14 protein-coding genes are annotated in these 16,948 nt (G+C 42.4%); 7 read left to right on the forward strand and 7 right to left on the reverse strand.

The genetic code is table 11. The annotated features are described in order from the left end of the window. Positions 1-250: 250 nt before the first annotated feature. From Q7J63_RS09675 to Q7J63_RS09685, 3 genes are all read right to left on the reverse strand, one after another. The gene (locus Q7J63_RS09675; protein ID WP_304885719.1) at positions 251-688 is read right to left on the reverse strand and encodes a MarR family winged helix-turn-helix transcriptional regulator; all 438 of its coding nucleotides are present in this window, start codon (positions 686-688) and stop codon (positions 251-253) included. A gap of 155 nt (positions 689-843) precedes the next feature. Continuing rightward, entirely contained in the window at positions 844-1,290 is a 447-nt protein-coding gene (locus Q7J63_RS09680) for a hypothetical protein (RefSeq protein WP_304885721.1), read from the reverse strand. Positions 1,291-1,328: 38 nt separating this feature from the next. Further along, complete coding sequence (locus tag Q7J63_RS09685; protein ID WP_304885723.1) at positions 1,329-1,811, reverse strand: glutathione peroxidase; 483 nt, start codon at positions 1,809-1,811, stop codon at positions 1,329-1,331. 184 nt (positions 1,812-1,995) lie between these two features. Here Q7J63_RS09685 and hutG point away from each other — a divergent pair, with 184 nt between their 5' ends. After that, positions 1,996-2,976 carry a formimidoylglutamase gene (gene hutG / locus Q7J63_RS09690; protein ID WP_304885725.1) on the forward strand — a complete coding sequence of 327 codons (981 nt, stop codon included), beginning with the start codon at positions 1,996-1,998 and terminating at the stop codon, positions 2,974-2,976. 100 nt (positions 2,977-3,076) lie between these two features. On the opposite strand, the gene fahA is transcribed toward hutG, so the two are convergent. Continuing rightward, positions 3,077-4,324 (reverse strand): fumarylacetoacetase, encoded by a 1,248-nt coding sequence (fahA, locus tag Q7J63_RS09695; RefSeq protein ID WP_304885740.1) that lies wholly within the window; start codon positions 4,322-4,324, stop codon positions 3,077-3,079. Between the two features lie 430 nt (positions 4,325-4,754). On the opposite strand from fahA, the gene Q7J63_RS09700 reads away from it, so the two are divergent. Beyond that, positions 4,755-7,388: a valine--tRNA ligase gene (locus tag Q7J63_RS09700; protein ID WP_304885727.1), complete on the forward strand. Its 2,634-nt coding sequence runs from the start codon at positions 4,755-4,757 to the stop codon at positions 7,386-7,388. 342 nt (positions 7,389-7,730) lie between these two features. Here the strand turns inward: Q7J63_RS09700 and Q7J63_RS09705 are convergent, their stop codons facing one another. Beyond that, the gene (locus tag Q7J63_RS09705) at positions 7,731-8,783 is read right to left on the reverse strand and encodes a M42 family metallopeptidase (RefSeq protein ID WP_304885741.1); all 1,053 of its coding nucleotides are present in this window, start codon (positions 8,781-8,783) and stop codon (positions 7,731-7,733) included. 184 nt (positions 8,784-8,967) lie between these two features. Between Q7J63_RS09705 and Q7J63_RS09710 the strand changes: the two genes are divergently transcribed. Genes Q7J63_RS09710 through Q7J63_RS09720 form a run of 3 tightly spaced genes read left to right on the forward strand, consistent with a single transcriptional unit; the run spans position 8,968 to position 11,538 of the window. Then, a complete protein-coding gene (locus tag Q7J63_RS09710) occupies positions 8,968-9,723 on the forward strand; it encodes a sulfite exporter TauE/SafE family protein (protein WP_019597306.1) in 756 nt (251 codons plus the stop codon). Positions 9,724-9,775: 52 nt separating this feature from the next. Next, on the forward strand, positions 9,776-11,188 hold the full coding sequence (locus Q7J63_RS09715) for a hypothetical protein (protein WP_304885729.1): 1,413 nt from the start codon (positions 9,776-9,778) through the stop codon (positions 11,186-11,188). Beyond that, entirely contained in the window at positions 11,185-11,538 is a 354-nt protein-coding gene (locus Q7J63_RS09720; protein WP_304885731.1) for a response regulator, read from the forward strand. The genes Q7J63_RS09715 and Q7J63_RS09720 overlap by 4 nt, the downstream gene beginning before the upstream one ends. 108 nt (positions 11,539-11,646) lie before the next feature. On the opposite strand, the gene Q7J63_RS09725 is transcribed toward Q7J63_RS09720, so the two are convergent. After that, positions 11,647-13,530 (reverse strand): amidophosphoribosyltransferase, encoded by a 1,884-nt coding sequence (locus Q7J63_RS09725; RefSeq protein WP_304885733.1) that lies wholly within the window; start codon positions 13,528-13,530, stop codon positions 11,647-11,649. A gap of 497 nt (positions 13,531-14,027) precedes the next feature. Between Q7J63_RS09725 and Q7J63_RS09730 the strand changes: the two genes are divergently transcribed. Then, positions 14,028-14,345 carry a hypothetical protein gene (locus Q7J63_RS09730; protein ID WP_304885735.1) on the forward strand — a complete coding sequence of 106 codons (318 nt, stop codon included), beginning with the start codon at positions 14,028-14,030 and terminating at the stop codon, positions 14,343-14,345. A gap of 88 nt (positions 14,346-14,433) precedes the next feature. Then, positions 14,434-15,789, forward strand: coding sequence for a sigma-54 dependent transcriptional regulator (locus tag Q7J63_RS09735; RefSeq protein ID WP_304885737.1), 1,356 nt, complete (start codon positions 14,434-14,436; stop codon positions 15,787-15,789). Between the two features lies 1 nt (position 15,790). Here the strand turns inward: Q7J63_RS09735 and Q7J63_RS09740 are convergent. Beyond that, on the reverse strand, positions 15,791-16,948 hold a 1,158-nt coding region (locus Q7J63_RS09740; protein WP_304885739.1), incomplete at its 5' end, for an ATP-binding protein.

Consider the following 16,948-nt stretch of genomic DNA (forward strand, 5'->3'; position numbering starts at 1 on the left):
AAAAGTCAATTTTCTTTCAATCAATCCTGTATTTCAAAAGGATGTGCTTTTCTTTAATGATGCCTTGGCAGATTCCCTTATTCAAGGACCTAATTCATATGCAAGAACTGGATCTCCCGAACCCTTCTAGACTTGGAATGGATTCGCCCTAAATAAAATCAAGCGATAAATAAAAAAAAGGAAGGTGACGATTCCGGAGATGATGAAAAAGGGAAATTGCGATTTTTGAACCAAAAAAAAAACTCAAATATCACTTCCTTTTCAAATATTCAATCCATTCCTGAAGTTTGTCTTTAATCGCAAGCAATTCCTCCACATTGATGTCTTCTGGGGAGACATTGGACATCAGACTTTCTGGAATTAAGCCTGCCTCAACCTTCATTGCACTCCCCTTTTCGGTCAGGCTGACGATGATTTTTCGCTCATCTTCTTCAGAACGCATCCTGGAAATCAGCCCCAATCCTTCCATTCTTTTCAACAATGGCGTCATGGTATTGGTATTTAAAATCAGCCTTTGGGTAATCTCGTTCACCGAGATGCCATCGTTTTCCCACAAAACCAGCATCACCAAATACTGGGGATAAGTAATCCCAAGCCGATCCAAATGGGGTTGGTATTCCCTGGTGATCAATCTGGAAACCGCGTAAAAAGGAAAACAAATCTGATTGTCAAGTTTCAATTGTTCCATGGTAATTTTAGATATCATTCAGCAAAATCAAACCATTTCAAACTTTGGCAAATGATGGCTGAACGCATTTAAATTTATATATCGCTGACTTGGTTTTGAAACCAAGTCAGCTATTTCTAGGGAAACCTATCAGGCAAAGTTAGAAAAAACAAGCATCAATCCCCTGATTGTTGCTTTCTCCAAGCTTGCCAGGCTCCCGTTGACCAAAGCGCCAATAGCACCAGGACAGGTTGGAATACCAATCGGATCGCACGGGCACGATCTGTATCGAGGCCAAAGGCATCTATGCCGTTCATGTATTGTGAGATATTGCCTGGGAATATCAGGACGAAGAAGACCGCCACAACCCAACCTACCTCCCGGCGCCTAGAAGTAAAAAAAAGCAGGGATAGTCCCAAGATTATCTCAACCACGCCGGAAAGAATAACCACCAGGTCCGCATCGATTGGCAGCCAAAATGGAACCTGTGCCAAAAACTCTGCACGGCTCCAAGAAAGGTGACTCGTCCCTGCCATCACCAGAAATCCTCCTAAAATAACTCTGGCGATGTTCTGGGCAAGATTGGTCTTGAGGTGTTTCTGGTCTAAAGTCTCAATTTTCATGGTTTTGATTTAAAATGAGCAGTTTTTATTGTCTTTTTTTACTTCAATATTTTTTCCAAATACTGATCGATTTTCTCCGGTTTGGTAATGGGCGAAAATCTTTTGAGTGGCTTGCCATTGGCACTGATTAGAAATTTGGTGAAATTCCATTTGATTTTTGACCCAAAAAGTCCGCCCAACTCACCCTTTAAATACTTGTATATCGGATGCTCATTTTTCCCATTGACTTCGATCTTGGAGAACATCGGGAAACTTACCCCATAATTCAACTGACATCCATCGGCAATGGACTTTGCATCTCCAGGCTCTTGATTGCCAAATTGATTGCAGGGGAATCCCAAAATCACCAAATCCTTGTCCTTGTATTTCTGGTTCAATTTTTCCAAACCCTCAAATTGCGGTGTCAATCCACACTGACTCGCAGTATTCACCACCAATACGGTTTTCCCCTTGAAGCTTGACATGTCAATATCAGTCCCCTGAAGGTTCTTTGCCGAAAAATCATAAAATGTAATCGCCATAATTCAATTCTGTTTAAATTTTATATCGCTTGCGATACAAATATAGCAAATTCTTTTATATCGCAAGCGATATATTTATTTAAATCTTAAATTCTTGGATTTGAAATGGGATTCAAATGCCTATTTTTGAGGAGAACTCCGATTTTAAAAACACCTTGAAATCAAAATCCAAAACCCTCCATTCATGATGAAAGCCCTCCACAAAAAAACAGATCCCGACACTTGGAAAGGAAGAGCTGCCGATTCAGTTCAATATTGGCATCAGGCAGTAAAGTGTCTCGATAATCTGCAGATAAAGGACGCGCATGGGGTAAAAAAAATTGCTATCCTGGGTTACGCCGCCGATGAAGGTGTCAGAAGGAATCAAGGCCGAATTGGAGCAAAATTTGGCCCCGCATCCATCAGAAAAATGATGGGAAGTATGGCTTTTCACCTTCCTGAAAATGTTAAAATCCTGGATTATGGGGATATTTCTGTTCTGGAAGAAGCTTTGGAACCCGCACATCAATTGCTCCAGGAAACAACTTTTTCACTTTTAAAAAACCACCATTTTCCAATTCTTCTAGGAGGAGGTCATGACTTGGCATTTGCCCATGGAAGTGCAGTAATGGATTATTTGGAACAAAAAAACGAATCCTTCGGAATCATCAATCTGGATGCACATTTCGATTTGAGACCCTTGCTGGAAGGAAAAGGGCATTCTGGGTCTCCTTTTTTGCAACTTTTTGAAAGAGCCAAAGCTTCCAATCTGGAATTTCATTATTTCTGCCTTGGCATACAAAGTCCCGCCAATCCCAAAGAACTGTTTGAAATTGCTAAAAAAACGGGGACTTGGTGGATGGACATGGAAGATTTCACCCTTTCCAACTGGGGTCAAATCCAAAATAACTTGGATGCTTTTTTGGGAAAGGTAAACAAGGTAATGCTGTCCATTGACCTCGATGGTTTTTCATCGGCCTATGCGCCAGGTGTCAGCGCCCCCTCCCCTATGGGTTTCAGCCCCGAACTGGCATTGAAGGTTTTGGATTATTTGGCAAAGAGCAAGAAGCTGATCAGTGTGGATGTGGTGGAACTCAATCCGACCTTCGATCAGGACAATGCTACGGCAAGATTGGCGGCACGGTGTGTGGAATATTTGGCTAGAAGGCTGTATTCGACGGAGTAGCCCTCAAAAGGCATAAAAAAACCTTGTCTGCTATCTACACAGACAAGGTTTGATATTCTTTCTAAATCCAAAAAGCGACAACCGATAGAATAGTGTATCCTTATTTTGCGGGAAGCACCTGACTGGAAACCTCTCCAAAACCTACACGAATGTCGCCTTTTTCACAGTAGCCAGTCATGATCACCGTATCTCCATCTTCGATAAATTTCCTTTCACCGCCCTCTTCCAAGACAACAGGCTTTGTTCCCTTCCACGAAAGCTCGAGCATGGAGCCGTAGCTATCGGGACTTTTGCCTGAGATGGTTCCCGAGGCATACAAATCACCGATATTGATATTGCAGCCATTGCTCGTCTGATGGGCAAGTTGCTGGGCAATATTCCAATACATGTGTTTGAAATTGGAGGTACAGACCTTGGTCGCTTTTTTGTCTGCAGGTTGGATATAAACTTCCAAATTGATGTCAAAACCATGGTCTTTCTTGCATTTCAAGTAAGGCAACACTTCCGGCTCTTGTTTTGGATTTTCCACCCTAAAATGTTCCAATGCTTCCAGAGTCACGATCCATGGGGAAATGCTGGAAGCGAAATTTTTAGCCAAAAATGGACCCAAAGGCACATATTCCCAAGCCTGAATATCCCTTGCAGACCAATCGTTGAACAGCACAAAGCCAAAAATATAGTCCTCTGCATCTTCGGTGCTGATGCTATCCCCCATTTTGGTGGATTTGCCGGTCACAAATGCAAGCTCAAGTTCAAAATCAAGTCTTCTGGAAGGACCGAATTCGGGTTTCTCCATATCCGGATCCTTAAATTGACCCTTTGGTCTATGGATCGGGATGCCTGAAGGAATGATGGATGAAGCTCTACCATGATAACCTACAGGCAGATGCCTCCAGTTGGGAAGCAATGCATTGTCGGGATCTCTAAACATCGTTCCCACATTCGTCGCATGCTCAATGCTGCTGTAGAAATCCGTATAGTCCCCAATTTTTACAGGGAGCAACATCTGTGCTTCCTTCCTGTTCACCATCGCTTTTCCGCGGCTCTGGTGTTCCCTCAATTTTTCTTGTTCTTCCGTCAAAAGGTCCTGAACCCTTTCCCTGATTTTTCTGGTAACTTGCTTTCCCAAGCCTATAAAGCTATTCAGGGAATCTCCCAAAAATATACCTTCGGGAAGAAGGGTGATATCGGAGAAAAATCCTTCGTCGTGCAATACTGAAAGATCCACGATTTTATCACCGATGGCAATTCCAGCTCTGGGAGAAAGCCGCTTACTCTTGAAAATCCCAAAGGGTAAATTGTAAAGCGTAAAGTCCGAATTCTTCGGAATTTGCACCCAGCTGCTCATGGGCGTCGTATTCTGGTCACTCATCTGTAAAAATTTGTTGCGGGGTAAAGTTAGGGTTTTAATGTTGAAGATAAAATCATAAATGCATAACTGGATCAAACAACTACAGACTCCACCGATGAATCCAAAGAGAGCCTAACCAAAAAAAAATATTGAAATTTCATTTTTGTGAGGAGGAATACCCAAATCGTGATTTTGTTTAAAATTTGTTTTTTGTTCACCATTTCTACCTTGTCAAGAGGGCGTTCTGAATATTTCATATCAAAAGATTTCATTCAACGACTCGCCTACTTCCCCTATTTGAGAATAGCCTTCGGAGAAAAAAGCAATTGTTTACCAGTATTCAAGGTTCGTAAATTCCATTCTACTCCCTTCCATAAAAATTTTCTGTTAATTTTGCGACTCGAAGTTTAAATTTTCAGAAGCCCATATGTCATTCGCTACAAAATACAATCCTGAAGAAACAGAGTCTAAATGGTATGCCTATTGGATGGAGCATAAATTTTTCAGTTCCAAAGTGGATCATACCAAGGAGCCCTACACCATTGTCATCCCACCTCCGAATGTCACCGGAGTGCTCCACATGGGACATATGCTCAACAATACCATTCAGGATGTATTGATCCGAAAGGCCCGTATGGAAGGTAAGAATGCCTGCTGGGTGCCGGGAACTGACCATGCCTCCATCGCAACGGAAGCCAAAGTCGTCTCCATGCTCAAAGAAAGAGGCATTGACAAAAAATCCCTCACCCGAGAAGAGTTTTTAAAATATGCCTGGGAGTGGAAAGAAAAATATGGGGGAATCATCCTGGAGCAGTTGAAAAAATTGGGTGCTTCCTGTGATTGGGACCGTACGAAATTCACTATGGACCCCGACCTGAGTGAAGCCGTGATCAGTGTTTTTGTAGACCTCCACAAAAAAGGAAAGATATACCGTGGCATCCGGATGGTCAATTGGGACCCTCAAGGCAAAACTGCCTTGTCTGACGATGAAGTAATCACGAAGGAAATCCAATCGAAACTCTATTATATACAATACAATATCGAAGGAACTGAAAACGAGTTTTTGACCATCGCTACCACCCGTCCTGAAACCATCATGGCAGATGTGGCGATCTGTATCAATCCCATCGATCCGAGATTTGCCCATCTCAAAGGAAAGAAAGCAATCATTCCCCTGATCAACAGAGCCATTCCGATCATCGAAGATGAATATGTGGACATGGAATTCGGAACGGGCTGTCTGAAAGTCACGCCGGCACATGACATCAATGACTATGAACTGGGGATAAAACACAAATTGGAAGTCATCGACATCCTCAATGATGACGGTACCCTCAATGAAAAAGCCCAAATCCTGATCGGGGAAGACCGTTTTATCGCAAGGAAAAGGATCAGCAAGATGCTTGCGGAAATCGGGCAACTCGAAAAAGTGGAAGAATACAAATCCAATGTCGGGCATTCCGAAAGGACCAATGCCATTGTCGAACCAAAGCTTTCCCTGCAATGGTTCCTCAGCATGGAAGACATCACCAAACCGGCACTTCAATCGGTCATGGATGATATTATCCAATTGCATCCGCCCAAATTCAAGAACATGTACCGCTCATGGATGGAAAATGTCCGCGACTGGTGTATCTCCCGACAACTCTGGTGGGGGCATCAAATTCCCGCCTATTACCTTCCCAACGGGGAATATGTAGTGGCTCAATCCAAGTCAGAGGCTTTGGAAATCGCAAATGAAAAATACGGAATCGCCTACAAATCTGAAGATCTGGTTCAGGATGAAGACGTATTGGACACTTGGTTTTCGTCATGGTTATGGCCCATTTCTGTCTTTGATGCCAAAGTTTTTTCCGAAGGAAAAAAGAATGAAGACCTCAAATACTACTACCCGACCAATGATTTGGTGACAGCCCCTGAAATCCTGTTTTTCTGGGTTGCCCGAATGATCATCGCGGGATATGAATACATGGGCGAAAAACCCTTTAAGAATGTGTACCTGACAGGTATTGTAAGAGACAAACAGGGAAGAAAAATGTCCAAATCCCTTGGCAATTCGCCTGATCCTCTTGAATTGATCAAAATTTATGGCGCTGATGGCGTCAGAACAGGCATGCTTTTCAGTTCTCCTGCCGGCAATGATCTTCCCTACGATGACAAATTGGTCGAGCAGGGAAGGAATTTCGCGAACAAGATCTGGAATGCTTTCCGTTTGGTCAAAGGTTGGGAAATTGATCCAGAATTGGATGGCCAGGAAAACCAAGCAGCCATCCATTGGTTTGAGAACAGGTTCAATGAATCCTTGACCGAAATAGAAGATCATTTCAACAAGTTCAGGATATCCGATGCCCTGATGACCAGCTACAAACTGGTATGGGACGATTTCTGTTCATGGTACCTGGAGATGATCAAACCTGCTTATCAGCAACCCATTGATGCGGCGACCTACCAAAGGACGATTTTGTTTTTTGAGGACATCCTGAAAATCCTTCATCCTTTCATGCCTTTTATCACGGAAGAGATTTGGCAGCAAATCAAGGAAAGAAATACCGAAGATGCACTGATCGTTTCAGAATGGCCATCCCCTAAATCTTTTGATGTCCAGACCATTGCGGAGGCCCAACAGGTTTTTGAGGTGGTTTCGCAGATCAGAAATATCCGCGCCTCCAAGGGGATTTCCCCGAAAGAAGCTTTCGAATTGACCATCAAGACACAGCAGCCGGATTTGTACCTTCGATTTGAAATGGTCCTTAAGAAACTGGCCAACCTTTCCAAACTGGAGTTTGGGGATCAAGTGGCAAATTCACTCGGTTTTATCGTCAAATCCGATGAATGTTTCATTCCCATGATCGGTCAAGTCGATGTGGAATCCGAAAAAGAAAACATCCAGAAAGAATTGGAATATACCCGTGGATTTTTGAACACGGTGATGAAAAAATTGATGAATGAGCGATTTGTGAGCGGCGCTCCTGCCCAAGTCCTTGAAATCGAAAGGAAAAAACAAGCAGATGCCGAAGCGAAAATCAAAGCGCTGGAGGAAAGCTTGGTGAATCTAGGTTGATCCTGCAAAAAAAGTGGGGTTTTCGAGTAAATACAATGACTTGCCCCCATTTTGAGTCAAAAAGCTGATCGGAATTTAAAAAGCTGCCCTGAGATTGATCAGGGCAGCTTTTTTATTGCTTTAAAACTTTAACCCGTTATATGCATTTCGAACTCAATCGAATAATAAACCTGACTGATAATCAATTGATTGTTTACTATTCATGTTTTCACTCTATTGGTGTCGGGATGCATTCTCCCAATAGTCTGATTTTCTTTCGGTTTCAATCCCATTTGGAAACCCAATGCATATTTCGGGTTTAAGTTTATGGTGAGATACAACATGAGATCAGGATTCCTTCCCTCAATGCCCCCAATCATATTGGTCCATATTTTCCAAACAGGCATTCAAAAGCAGGATGCTGTGGTGGATGTCTTCCTTGTGGGCCATTTCTATGACTTGATGCAAGTGACGTGTGGGAATGGAAATGGCACCGGCAATCGCACCTTGTTTCCCCATTCTTTGGACGCCAGCCGTGTCCGTCCCCCCTGCTGTCAGGATTTCAGGTTGCCATTTGATTTGGTGTTCCGTTGCTGTTTTCTTCATGAAAGCCACCATCCTATAATCACAAACGGTCATGGCATCCATGATTTTGATGGCCGTACCTTTGCCAAGTTCGGTGATTTTCTCATGGGCTTGTGCTCCAGGCACATCGAAGGCGATGGTGGTGTCCAATGCGATCCCAAAATCCGGATTGATCCCATGCGCAGCAACATTGGCCCCGCGAATACCCAATTCTTCCTGGACAGTAAAAACTGCATACACATCATAAGGATGGTTTTTTAATTTCCTTAGGGCTTCAATCAGAATAAAAACTGAAACCCTATTGTCAATGGATTTACAGTTGACGCAATCCCCCATTTCGATCAATTCCCTTTCCCGGGTGATGGGATCACCCACGGACACATATTTTTCGACTTCCTCTTTTGTCATACCCAGATCGATGAAATAGTCTGTCGATTTTGGGATTTTGGTTTTTTCCTCGGCTGTCATGACGTGGATGGGTTTACTGCCCATTACACCCACCAAATCCGTCTTACCATGGACAATCACCCTCTGGGCAGTCAATGTTTTGGGGTCAAATCCCCCCAAAGTATGGAATCTCAAAAATCCACCCTCCTCAATATGGGTAACCATAAATCCGATTTCGTCGATATGGGCTGCCACCATGACTTTTTTATTGTCAGGATTATTTTCACTTTTTTTAACAGCGATGACATTCCCCAAATTGTCCGTTTTCACCTCATCCACGAGAGGAGTGACCAATTCAATCACAAGATCCCGGATTCTTTTCTCAAACCCAGGTGCTCCAGCGATTTCACAAATTTGCTTCAATAAAGGTATATCCAATTCCATTTTGTCTGTCATTTTTTGTTGAAATCCGGTCACGTTTTGGGTAATAATTACCCAATTCTTGGACAGCAATATACAACCAAATTGAAACTGAGGGCTTTTTTTGGCACAAAATTTTCTTTGGTATAAGTAAAAAAGACCTGAAATTTTCAAGAATTAACAGGACAAGGAATAAAATTATAGAATTATGCAATTGCTATTTATCCTTATTGGAGCATTTATAGTTTTCATCTTAAGCACACTGACTGGAGGAGGTGCCAGTCTGCTCCTTATGCCATTGGTGGCTGTAGTAGTGGGCGTGAAGGCGGTGGCTCCTGTGATGGCCATCAGCATAGGAATGAGCAGCACTTCAAAGGTGGCTTTATTTTGGAAACATATTGATTGGAAGCTGTTTGCTTGGCTGTTCCCTTCTACCATCATTGGATCCATCCTTGGCGCAAGACTGTTTGCAAGTTTATCATCAGACTATCTTCAAATCCTAATTGGCCTATTATTGGTTTCCACGATTTTCCAACTCAGGCAAAAACCAAAATCCGAATCCAGATTCAAAATCAAAGCTTGGCATTTTGCCCCCATGGGTTTGGTTGTAGCATTTTTATCCGGACTGATTGGTGGAGTGGGCCCCTTGATGAATTCTGCTTATTTAAATTATGGCATCAGCAAGGAATCACTATTGGGAACCAGGTCCGCCAATGCCATTTTACTCCATTCTACCAAAATCATCAGCTATGCCTACTTCGGTTTTGTGACCGGGGAAGTCTTGAAATATGGCATTATGATCGGTGTCACTTCAATGATAGCCGTGTACTTCGGAAAAATGATCCTGGCCAAAATGTCAGACAATTTCTTTAGACAAATTGTAGTGGTCAGTATGGTTTTGAGTGGAGTGCTGATGCTATGGAAAAACAAGGACTTCATTTCGGCTTTTATCTATTCAATCTAGTAATTCTTCAAAAAATCAAAAAAAGAATTCGTAAATCTTAATTCATAAATTCATGAAATTATCTATTTCAAAAAACGTACATCTGGTAGAACCTGGGGATTTTGAGCCAACGGATCATTGGTATCCACGGGTCTTAAACTCAAATATTCATCCACTTGTCTCCTATTTTTTAAATCTCACCCATGAGCAGATGGTGGAAAGGTACCACAGGCTTCATCCACAAAGCGACCCTGCGGCATTGATGGAAATCATGACCTATCAACCCCAGTATTTTCGCTGGGCAGGGACGGATTTGATGCATGTAACCAACAATGAGGGAAACCGAAAATTGACCGTCATCGAAACCAACAGCTGCCCATCCGGTCAAAAATCAATGCCTTTGCTCGACCTGAATGTAGAGCAAGGCGGATACAAAAGATTGATCGAGCAGACCTTCAAGCCAATGGTGGATAATCATCACGAAAACGGTGCATTGGCAGTAATCTATGACAAAAACCCAATGGAAAACATTGGATATGCCGCCACGGTCGCCGATGTTTTTGGGGAGAATGTATTCTTGGCCAAATTCGAAGCCAAAGATGCTGAACCTCCAGTAAAATTTGTCGATGGGAAAATGTGGGTTAGAAATCAGAATGAGGAGTGGGTGGAAATCCGAGCAGCCTTCAGGTATGTCACCCAAGAACCTTGGTCCATCATCCCTGAAAACACTAAAACCCTTCTCCTCAATCCAATAGAGGCTTGTTTGGCGGGCGGGAGAAACAAGGAAGTTGCCAGTCGGGCTTATGATGATTTCAATAGAAAATTTGCAGATAAAGGGATCAGTATCTTCACTCCTTCAACATTCAGGAATGTCTCTTTTTATGAATTGGAAAGACATTTCGAAATGCTCGGAGGAAGCATGGTGATCAAAGTTCCAGACTCCAATGCAGGGCAAGGCGTTTACACTGTGATCAGCAAAAAAGAGCTGGAGCATGCCAAATCCCAGCTTGACCCCAATCAGCTATATTTGGTGCAAGAATTGATTCACAGCAATTATAGCAATGGATTGGATCCCATGAAAGCTTGGTACCATGTAGGGACCATTCCGGATAGCAAGGGAAGGAGTTTCGCTTTTGACCTTAGGCTTATGATGCACGCCACAGAAGAAGGGATGCGTCCTTTGGCTGTTTATTCAAGAAGGTCAAGATTTCCCCTGAACACGCCGCTTCCCGAAGACATGAACTCTTGGGAAGTTTATGGCACGAATCTTTCTGTCAAAGGAGAAGATGGCTGGACATATGCTGATGAAAGGCTGATGCTTTTTGATGTGCGCAACTTTGGCCAGCTCGGTTTGGGTATCGATGAAATGATCAAAGGCTTTGTCCAAAGCATCATGGGCGTCTATGCGATTGACCAAAATGCCCGAAAAACTTTTGGTGATAAAACTTCTATCCCTAATTTTAAAATCCAAACAACGCTATCATGAGCTCAAAAATATTAATAGTTGAAGACGATGTAGTATTCTGCAAGCTTCTCACCCGCTTTCTTTCCAAGAACAATTTTGAAGTGATGGATGCCCAGAACGGTAAAGATGCTTTGGAGCTGATGGATTTGAACAATTTTGGTCAGGCCATTCTTGATTACAGATTGCCTGACATGAACGGGGTGGAAATTCTCAAAAAATTGAAATTCAAAAACCCAGAGACCAAGGTCCTGCTCATTACCCGCTTTGGGGATGAGGAAGTCGCTGCCGAAGCCAAATCAGCCGGCGCCGATGCCTTTATTGCCAAACCTATTGATCCAGATGATCTGTTGAAAATAATCAAGGGCATGTAACCAAACATATCAGAAAAAAAACTGCCTTTGGGAAAATGAATCCCCGAAGGCAGTTTTTTTTGTTTTCCCCGAAAATGTTTTGGATTTCCGCGGCCCTGATTTGATTTTTTAGTAGGCTCTCACCGCTTTTCCTTCCATGAAATTTGCAAAGGCCTTGTTGACCACGCGCATTCCACCTTCTGTCGGATAATCCCCGGTAAAATACCAATCTCCCAAATGATCGGGACATGATTTATGAAGGTTGTCCACGGTTTGGTAGATGACCTTGACCTCTGCATGAATATCTTTGGTCGTGATGATCTGGGCTACCTTATCTGAAATTTCCTGATCCGTGAAAGGAGCATAAATCTCCGTTACATAATTCTTGGCAAACATTGAATTGGCGCTGCATTTTTCATACACTTCATCCATCAGATCCGTCATTCCCCGCTCCTTCAGTAATGCAACAGTCGCCCTGAATGCAATGAATTCATTCATTTTGGACATATCAATGCCGTAACAATCAGGAAATCTGATTTGTGGTGCCGATGAGGCAATCACGATTCTTTTGGGATTTAATTTATCCAAAGTAGTCAAGATGCTTTTTTCCAAAGTAGTACCGCGGACGATACTGTCATCAATGACGACCAAAGTGTCAATTCCTGACCGCACTACTTCATAAGTGGTATCATACACGTTAGCGACCATGGCATCCCGATCTTGATCATTGGTGATGAAGGTTCGAAGTTTGACATCCTTGCTCACCAATTTCTCAACTCTCGGCCTGAAGTTGAGGAGTTCTTCCAAATCCTCCAAATGAGGTTTTCCTTCCAATAACACTTCTCTCCTCTTGGCGCTCAGATAATCTTCCACGCCTTCTATCATTCCTAAAAAAGCAGTTTCTGCTGTATTTGGAATATAGGAAAACACAGTGTTTTTCAGGTCAAAATCAATGGCTTTGAGCACTTGTGGTACCAAAGCTTTTCCGAGCATTTTTCTTTCTCTGTAAATGTCCGGATCTGTCCCACGGGAAAAATAAATCCTTTCGAAACTGCATGATTTTTTCTCCTTGGCAGGCATGATTTCATACTCTCCGAAAGAACCATCCTTATTGATGATCAATGCGTGTCCCGGTTTTACCTCCTTGATTTCTTTATAATCGATGTCAAAAGCGGATTTAATTGCTGGCTTCTCGGAAGCCACCACGACGATTTCATCGTCAGCATAATAGTAAGCCGGACGGATGCCATAAGGATCCCTCACGACGAAACTGGAACCATTTCCTATCAAACCAGCCATGGCGTAGCCTCCGTCAAAATCCCTACAGGATCTTCTCAAGATTCGACTTACATCCAATTCATCCTCGATGACTGCGGTGATTTGCTCGTTCGAAAACTGATGCTTGTATTTGTCGAAAATGCGTTGGTTTTCTTCGTCCAAAAAGTGCCCCACTTTCTCCATGACCGTGACGGTATCGGTTTTCTCTTTTGGGTGCTGACCCAGTTGCACCAATTTATCAAAAAGTTCTTCCACATTCGTCATGTTGAAATTACCCGCCATGACCAAATTTCGGCTTCTCCAGTTATTTTGCTTCAGGAAAGGATGACAGGTTTCTATGCTGTTTTCTCCATGAGTGCCATACCTAAGATGCCCCAACCATAAATCCCCGGTGAAGGCGATGTTTTCCTTTAACCATTCGGCGTCAAAGAGTGCATTCTCGCCTCCCAGTTTCTTGGCCTTTTTATATTTTTTGTGGATTTTATCAAAGATAAAATTTACCGCTTGGGGTTCTATAGAACGATAGCGGCTGATGTATCTCGTTCCAGGATTTGTGTTAATTTTGATATTGGCCACGCCAGCACCATCCTGACCTCTGTTTATTTGTTTTTGCATCAACACGTACAGCCGATTCGGGACATAAAGAGGTGTACCGTATTTATCGATGAAGTGTTGAAGGGGTTTACGAAGTCGCAACATGGCTATGCCGCACTCGTGTTTGATAGCTTCACTCATTGGGTGGGATCAAAGTTATATTTGAGTATACAAAGTTAACGTTTTTTGGAAGATAACCGAAGCAATAAAAAAATTGGAGTCAAAGAATCCACAGTGAATGACTTCGTTTTCCGGAATCCTCTTTAAACTGAAAACCAAGTAGGAAACCTCAAATCAATCTCTGTCTCCCTGCTGAGGGAATTTGCAACAGACTGCTGATTTTTTCTACAGCAAAAATCCAAAAAATACTGATTTTTGTGCCAAATTCATTCATAAGGCCAGTGGCATAACTTCTGCACGACAGATAACATGAAAAAGATAATCACCATACTGATCTTGGGTGTAGGCTTAATTCTTATGACGCTATTGAGCTGGGCAAATTTCCAGTTGAATTCCTATTCCCATTCACATGCTCAAAATCATGAAACTCTATTCAGAATCAATCAAGCTGAAACTGAATTTCAGAATCAAATCCTTAAATAAACCAATTTATTATTTCTAACTTAAATACAATTCACATGAAAACGCGATTTATTTTCCCCGCATTAATGGTATTCGCTTTGGCTGCTTCTCCAATGATGGTGAATGCCCAGACACAAGAAATAGAAAAAATGGTGATGACAAACCAGGACAAGGTTAAATTAGATCCTGAGCAACTTCCCCCAGCTGTAAAAACGGCAATTGCCACAGATGAAACCATTGCAGATTTGAGCATTACCGAAGCATGGCAAATCACGGATGAAAAAGGCGCAACACACTTCAAAATCAAATTTGACAATGGCGGTGAAGAACTGGTTAAAAAATTTGACATCAATGGCAAAGAAATAAAAGAATAAACCCTTTATCCTAAATCATTTAAAGCACCGGAAATATTTTCGGTGCTTTATTTTTTAAATAATCCGAAGGAAAATTTTACCTTTATCGATGATAAAAATTCTTTTGGTAGAAGATGACCTGACCTATTCCAGAATAATAAAAAATTTCTTGGAAAAAAACAATTTTTCGGTTGATGCCCTAACTAAAATAGAAGACGCTAAAGTTTATCTGGACACGCATCAACCTTCGCTGATTATCACAGATTTTCGGCTGCCGGATGGGACGGGATTGGAAGTACTTCGGTATTCCAAAGAGGTTTTGGAAGATATCCCTGTGTTGCTGATCACCAATTATTCAGACATTCGTGTTGCTGTGAAAGCGATGAAAATGGGTGCTTTTGAATATATCCTAAAACCTATCAATCCGGATGAGCTGCTCCTCACTGTAAACGAAGCATTGGAAGGTGCCAATGAATCGCCTAAAAAGAAAAAGAAATCAGCCCCAAAATCCGACGAAGATTACATCGTGGGAAAAAGTGCCACGTCCAAACACATTGAGGAGCACATCCAGCTTGTAGCTCCGACGGACTTGACAGTAATCATTTTGGGAGAAACAGGAACAGGTAAGGAATATATCGCAAAGCGGATCCACCAAAAATCCTCGAGAAGCCATGGTCAGTTTGTAGCGATTGACTGCGGGGCACTTTCCAAAGAGCTTGCCGGAAGTGAGTTATTTGGCCATGTAAAAGGGTCTTTCACAGGCGCACTCGACAACAAAATAGGGCATTTGGAGGCTGCCGGCGGAGGCACCGTGTTCTTGGATGAAGTTGGAAACTTGAGCTATGACATTCAGATAAAACTCCTAAGGGCATTACAAGAAAGAAAGATCAGGAAAATCGGAGGCAATCAGGAAATTCCCATTGATATCAGGATTATTGCCGCAACCAATGAGGAATTGCTCCAACAAGCCAAGGAGGGTACTTTTAGGGAAGACCTCTACCACCGCTTGAATGAGTTTACGATCACGGCACTCCCCTTACGGGAAAGAAAGGAAGATTTGATGGTTTTTGCCAATCAATTTTTGGAACAAAGCAATCAAAAGCTAGGCAAAAACATCAAGGGATTTGATGCAGGCGCCGTCCATATTTTTGAAAAATACACTTGGCCAGGAAATCTTCGGGAATTGAAAAACATTGTGCGCCGGGCCGTTCTGCTGAGCCAAAGTGAATACATCGGAATCAACAGCCTACCTAGGGAATTGATAGATGAGCCTGTTACAAAAGCCCACGAAGAAACCTCGAATGTGGAGAGCGCTGATTTCAAAACCAGCCAGATGCTTCAGGAAAAGGAAATGATCATCAGGGTCCTTCAGGAAGTTAAGTACAACAAGTCCAAGGCAGCAAAAACCCTGGGAATAGACAGAAAGACCCTTTATAACAAAATGGAAAAATACGGCATTGACTAGTTTATTTGAAAATCAGTAAGTTGAGGTCTTGAGAAACCAACTCTAAAAAAATTCTGGTTTCGGAAATAAAATCATTGAGAATTTCATCAACCCCATCTAGTTTATTGTTTTTGATTGAAATCTCAATTTCTCTGGCTTTCTGTCCGGAAGGAACCTTGACTTGGCCCAATCTGCTGGAAAGTTGATGGGTAATTTCACGGACGATGCTGTAGTTTTTGGCCTCCATCGCCACTTCCAATTCCCTTAAATCGGCTGCAGTACTGGAAACCAAGTCTGTCATTACCTCAAGAAGCAAATCTTCATCACCCATGCAGAATTTTCTCAAGTCCTCCAGATTGTAGGGCTTGATGTCTTCATTTCTTTGTTTCCCTATCTGTTGCACTGGTATTTTGGTCAAATGAAGCAAAAATCCGATTTTTTTCAGTATTTGGCTTTCCGTGAATGGCTTTAACAATAAATCATCAAAGCCCTCCTCCAATAACTTGTTTTTTTCTTTTACAAACACATTTGCTGTCATCGCCAAAATCGGCAGTTGATGGTACTCTGGGATTTCCCGTAGCATTTCCTTCACCCTAAAACCACTCACTTCGGGCATTTGAATATCCAATATGGCCAAATCCAATGGACGGTTCTTGAAATTGTCCCGAAAGCCCACGCCTCCCAAATAGGAAACTACATTGGCACCAAGACTTTCCAATAGCAATCGGATAAATTTGAGACCAATCGTATCATCGTCAACCACCAGAATATCCAAGCCCTTCAAGCTGTAGGTGAATTTGATGTCCTCCTGAGCGGTTTTCAATACCGGCGCTACGAATTGAGTGGGGATTTCAAGACTTATTTTGGTCCCTTTTCCAACCTCGCTTTCTACCTTTATTTCTCCATGCTGAAGATCCACCAATCTCTTCACAATGGCGAGACCAAGACCCGTTCCCCCAAATTTCCGCGTCATGGAGGCATCCCCTTGATTAAATTCCTGAAATACTTTTTTCAATACCTCTTGGTTCATCCCCATCCCGGTATCCTCCACAACCAAAGCAATGGTATTGTTGGAGTTTTGCACGATCGAAACCTCAATGCTTCCTTTGTGGGTAAATTTCAAGGCATTGCTGATCAGGTTATTCAGGATTTGGTTGATTCTTAATTGATCCCCTACCAT

Source organism: Rhodonellum sp. (assembly GCF_030656585.1).
Lineage (GTDB): Bacteria > Bacteroidota > Bacteroidia > Cytophagales > Cyclobacteriaceae > Rhodonellum > Rhodonellum psychrophilum.

Excerpts from the sequence above, each read along its gene's own strand:
- Q7J63_RS09675 (WP_304885719.1), bottom strand. The coding sequence starts at position 688 with ATGGAACAATTGAAACTTGACAATCAGATTTGTTTTCCTTTTTACGCG.
- Q7J63_RS09705 (WP_304885741.1), bottom strand. The coding sequence starts at position 8,783 with ATGGAATTGGATATACCTTTATTGAAGCAAATTTGTGAAATCGCTGGA.
- Q7J63_RS09725 (WP_304885733.1), bottom strand. The coding sequence starts at position 13,530 with ATGAGTGAAGCTATCAAACACGAGTGCGGCATAGCCATGTTGCGACTT.
- fahA (WP_304885740.1), bottom strand. The coding sequence starts at position 4,324 with ATGAGCAGCTGGGTGCAAATTCCGAAGAATTCGGACTTTACGCTTTAC.
- Q7J63_RS09720 (WP_304885731.1), top strand. The coding sequence starts at position 11,185 with ATGAGCTCAAAAATATTAATAGTTGAAGACGATGTAGTATTCTGCAAG.
- Q7J63_RS09680 (WP_304885721.1), bottom strand. The coding sequence starts at position 1,290 with ATGAAAATTGAGACTTTAGACCAGAAACACCTCAAGACCAATCTTGCC.
- hutG (WP_304885725.1), top strand. The coding sequence starts at position 1,996 with ATGATGAAAGCCCTCCACAAAAAAACAGATCCCGACACTTGGAAAGGA.
- Q7J63_RS09710 (WP_019597306.1), top strand. The coding sequence starts at position 8,968 with ATGCAATTGCTATTTATCCTTATTGGAGCATTTATAGTTTTCATCTTA.
- Q7J63_RS09735 (WP_304885737.1), top strand. The coding sequence starts at position 14,434 with ATGATAAAAATTCTTTTGGTAGAAGATGACCTGACCTATTCCAGAATA.
- Q7J63_RS09700 (WP_304885727.1), top strand. The coding sequence starts at position 4,755 with ATGTCATTCGCTACAAAATACAATCCTGAAGAAACAGAGTCTAAATGG.
- Q7J63_RS09685 (WP_304885723.1), bottom strand. The coding sequence starts at position 1,811 with ATGGCGATTACATTTTATGATTTTTCGGCAAAGAACCTTCAGGGGACT.
- Q7J63_RS09730 (WP_304885735.1), top strand. The coding sequence starts at position 14,028 with ATGAAAACGCGATTTATTTTCCCCGCATTAATGGTATTCGCTTTGGCT.
- Q7J63_RS09715 (WP_304885729.1), top strand. The coding sequence starts at position 9,776 with ATGAAATTATCTATTTCAAAAAACGTACATCTGGTAGAACCTGGGGAT.